General features: G+C 37.4%; 2 protein-coding genes. Both read left to right on the top strand.

What is annotated here, in order from left to right; all coding sequences use genetic code 11:
* Positions 1–556, top strand: a 556-nt coding sequence (locus H601_RS15780; RefSeq protein ID WP_035656001.1) for a T9SS type A sorting domain-containing protein, incomplete at its 5' end; no start/stop codon positions are given.
* Between the two features lie 235 nt (positions 557–791).
* Positions 792–5,165: GEVED domain-containing protein (locus tag H601_RS16705; RefSeq protein ID WP_035655999.1), on the top strand; the 4,374-nt coding region annotated here is incomplete at its 3' end.

The following is a 5,165-nucleotide window of genomic DNA, read 5'->3' as shown; positions in this document are numbered from 1 at the left end:
CCCAGCATCGTTAAACACAGTAATCTATGCTACACCGGTAGCAGGAGCAACCCTATATCGTTTCACGTTAACAAACGGAAGTGGTTATAACCAAACTTTTACAACTTCAACCAGAACCTTCAGATTGAGTAACTTCAATGCCTTGGCAGCCTTAACAACAGGTACAAGTTATTCAGTAACAGTAGAGACAGAGATTTATGGTTTCTTCTATGCTGGAAAAGATTGTAACATTACTACTCCTGGAGCACCACCGGTGATGACAAGAGAAGAGATAGAGGTTAAAACACCAACTGAAGAGGTAGCGGTAGCTCCATTCAAAGTAGTGGCTTATCCTAACCCATTTGCGGATAGTTTTGTGTTGGATATTCAAACTTCCAACGTAGCACCGATTAGTGTGGCCATCTACGATATGGCAGGACGTTTATTAGAGACAAAAGACATCCAAGCAGATGATTTATCATCACAAAAAATCGGAGAGCGTTATCCTGCAGGCGTATACAATGCAATTGTGACCCAAGGAGACGAAACCCGCGTAATTCGTGTGGTGAAACGATAAACAATAAACAAAGGTACTGAGGCACTAAGGTGCTTAGTTAACAACAATAGAAACTCCTCAAGAAATTGAGGAGTTTTTTTATAATTTTTTATTTTCAGCCATCTTAAAATGTGATTATCACAAAACACACTATGTTGTTTGTCGTTTTTTTTTGCTCTTTAACGATTTGTTAATATTGATGAAACCTTGTGATAAAATTCTACGTAATTTTATCTACTAATTTTAAATTAAAAATATGAATACAAATTACAAGTCTGCAAAACGGCGATTGGGGTCGTCTTTTGCTTTTTCATGGCTTGGTGTATTTGCCTTGTTTTTATTCTTGAATGGAAACAATGCATTTGCACAAGTAGCTAATTATACGTTCTCTCAGACAACGGGAACGTACACGCCAATTACGGGTGGAACAAATAATGCTTCTACCACTACCGCAGCCATTGATGATAATGTTTATTCTAATTTACCTATTGGATTTACATTTTCATATAATGGGCTTAATTACAGTAGTTTTGGTATTAATGCTAATGGTTGGATTACCTTAGGAACAACAACTGTTACATCAAATTCAACACCATTATCGTCAGGTACAATAAACAATATTATTTCTGCATTTGGTATCGATTTGATAGCAAGACAACATTTTGTAGTAAATAGAACTAGTGGTAACGCCACCCTAACTGTTACTGCAGGAAATACTAATAATCTTGCCATTGGCTCGACATTAATAGGAACAGGTATTGTAACTGGTGCAACTGTAGTTTCAAAAACTGCTACAACAATAACTATGTCAGCTAACGCTACATCAAACGGTACAGGTAGTCATTTAAGGGCTTTTGAAAGCACTTATGGAATAAGATATGAAACAATTGGATCTGCTCCTAATAGAACTCTTGTAGTTCAGTTTACAGGATTTTCAAGATATTCTACATCTGCGTCTAATGGAGATTTAATGAATTTTCAAATTAGATTGAACGAGACTACAAATATTATAAATGTAATTTATAACATGGTTACACCAAATTCAACAGGAAATATTATTCCTCAGGTTGGTTTAAGAGGTGGAACTTCTGCAGATTTTAATAATAGAACATCTACTACAGATTGGTCTGCTACTACAGCAGGTGGATCAAATACTGCAACAATTACGTTTAATAATACAGTAACTCCATCAGTAGGATTAACTTATACATGGACTCCACCGGTAATAGCCATTGATATGGCTGCAACAGCAATAACTGGCATACCAACTTCAAATTGTGCAAACAATTCTGTTCCGGTATCAGTAACGATAACAAATAACGGTGCCAATACAATAGATTTTTCTACAAACAACGCTACTGTTACTTTGAATGTTACAGGTGCTTCTACACAAACCTTATCAGCTACTTTAAATTCTGGAACATTAGCTACAGGAGCTTCACAATCTGTGTTGTTGTCCCCAAATGCTAATTTCTCAGTTGCAGGTACACACAATTTATCGGCAACGGTAACTGTAACCGGTGACGGAGCGGCTGGAAACAATACAACTACCGGTTCAAAAGTAATTGCAGCTACTGCAACTGCTCCTTATACAATGGATTTCCCCACAACATCTACTCCAACTGGTTGGAATACAACCGGGTGGACTATTGGTGCTGCTGGACATTCGGTTACTTCAAATGGAATCTATAAAAACATGTGGTCAAGTGCTACAACAGGTCAATTCAATACAATTGCTGTAGGACCAATTGGAAGTAATGATGAACTTAAATTTGATTTCAGAATTTTAAATTATAATCTTACTTATCCTGGTACTCAAGTTCCACCAACAGGTGACTGGGGGAATTTTAAAGTTCAAATTAGCACAGATTGTGGTGGATCATATGCAGATTTACAAACTATAAATAATACAAATCATACGGTTACGGATCAAAGTTGGACAACTAAGATTTATAACTTAGCGTCTTATTCTGGTCAATTTGCAACTTTTAGAATTGTTGCCACTTGGGTTGCAGGTGATTATTATTTGGATTTTGATAATTTTTCAATTGCACCCGTACCAGTGTTGCCTCCAAACTGTGCAACTGGTTTAGTTCCGGCAGATACAGCAACAAATGTATTTAGAAATGCTTCATTGTCTTGGTCTGCTGCTACAGGTAGTCCTTCAAGTTATGATGTGTATTTTGGGACATCTTCTAATCCCGGATTTGTTGCAAATGTAACTTCATTAAGCTATACTCCAGCTGTGATGGCAGCTAACACAACGTACTATTGGAAAATAGTTCCAAAAAATGATAATGGAGATGCTGTTGGATGTTTAGAACAATCTTTTACTACAGGTGCTGATTTATTGTATTGTGCATCTGTTCCAACAAGTAATGATGCTTCAGGGATTACTCAAGTAGTGTTAGGGTCAACTAGTGTTACGATTCCTGATGTAACATATCAAAATAATACCGCTACTGTGGTTTCAGTTAATCAAGGAGCAGAATTAAATACACAAATAACTTTTGCTACAGGATTTACATACGATACTAATATTTGGATAGATTTTAATGATAATGGTTCGTTCGCTGATTCAGGAGAATTAGTGTATACAGGAGTTTCTTTATCAACTAATCCAACAACTCTAAATGCAACATTTACAATGCCTATGACAGCTGCTTTAGGAGCTCATAGAATGAGAATTGGAACGGCTGATTCAGGTCAAGTACCACCAAATCCATGTTATAGTGGTTCATTTGGAGTTACACTGGATTTTACTGTTCAAGTTAATCCAATGCCAACTGATACACCTGATTATGTAAACCTTCAATTCCCAGGAAGTGCTACTATATTAGCTGGAGAATTTACAACGGTTTATGCTCAAGTGTATGAAGGAGGTTTAACAGATGTTGAGCCTGGTTTTTCAGGACAAGCTGCCGGAATTGAAGCATGGATAGGTATTAGCCCACTTGGTGCAGATGCTTCTTCCAATCCAAACACTTGGACAACATGGATTCCTGCTACTCATAACGCAGGAGCTATTGGAAATAATGACGAATATCAAGCTAACATCGGTTCTTCTTTAGTCGTTGGTACTTACCGTTATGCTTCTCGTTTTAGATTAAATGGAGGTCCATTTGTATATGGAGGTTTTCCATTCAACCAATGGAATGGTTCTGATAGTAATAGTGGTGTGTTAACAGTTAATCCAAATCCAACACAATGTGCTGTTATTGGAGCTCCTGCAAATGCAACTACAAACGTTACAATTGGTACAGTTGCTTTATCTTGGACAGCTCCAACTAGTGGTCCTGCTCCAACTGGATATAAAGTATATTTTGGAACTACTTCAGGTAGTTTAACGTTGATGACTACAACAAACGCTTCTACGTTTACATATAATGCAACAGCTCCTGCTTACAGTACAACTTACTTTTGGAGAATTGTTCCGACATCTGTAATTGGAGGTGGAGATGCTGTAGGTTGTTCTGAATGGAGTTTTACTACTCAAGCAGATCCTTTTGCACCTTATTGTTCTGGCTTAACATTTACAAGTGCAGTTGAGCCAATCACATTGGTTAATTTTGCTGGAATAAATAATACATCAAGTGCAACCTTGAATGGAACTCCTGCTCATCAAAATTTTATTTCTACAACTGGTGAAGTTACTACAGAAAGTACATATGCAATTACGTTAAAAGGTAATACTGACGGTAATTTTGCAAATAATTTCAGAGTATTTATTGATTGGAACCAAGATGGTGATTTCAATGATGCAGGAGAAACATTCAATGCGGGTTCAGTTACTAATTCTACTGGGGTAGATGCTTTACAAGCTGTTACAAACATTACGATTCCTGGTACAGCTTTAGCTGGTGTAACTAGAATGAGGGTAAAAAAATTATTTGGAACAACAAGTATAGATAATCCTTGTATTGGAGGAGGATTTGGCCAAGTAGAAGATTATTCTCTTAATGTTACTTTATGTACTAAACTTACTTGGTATGCTGATGCTGATGGCGATGGATATGGAAATGAAAATGATGTTGTTGAGGCTTGTTCACAACCAGTTGGTTATGTAGCAATCGGCGGCGACTGTGATGATACTAATAGTGCTATCAACCCAGGAGCAACAGAAATCTGCTACGATGGTATTGATCAAAACTGTAATGGTAGTACAACCGATGGATGTCCGGTGATCTTAGCTCGTTTACGTAACGACAATTGTGGAGCAACGCTAACGGCGATTAATCAAGCTTTACGAGGAGATTTCTTCTCATCAAGCATTCCAAATGGAGTGGCGTTAAACGGATACCGATTCAGAGTAACCAATATGACAACCAATGTTGTTCGTGTAGTAGAGCGTCCAAATTATGTATTACAATTATCCACGTTGGATATTGCACAGTATGGAACAGTTTACAATGTTGAGGTTGCCGTATTGTTAAATACAGAATGGATGCCATATGGCGATATTTGTAGTGTTGTTACCCCTGGAATACCAAGCACAGTATTGGCACCAAGTTCATGTGGAGCTACTTTAGCACAGATGAATAACATCATCAGAGCTACAGTAGTACCGGCAGCGGTAAACTATGAATATGAAGTATCGTTGATAGAGGGAAGTATTCCTGTAGCAACAACT

Source organism: Flavobacterium filum DSM 17961 (assembly GCF_000425465.1).
Taxonomy (GTDB): Bacteria; Bacteroidota; Bacteroidia; order Flavobacteriales; family Flavobacteriaceae; genus Flavobacterium; species Flavobacterium filum.
The sequence above is the reverse complement of the archived record's forward strand: the minus strand, read 5'-3'. Positions and strand labels throughout refer to the sequence as shown.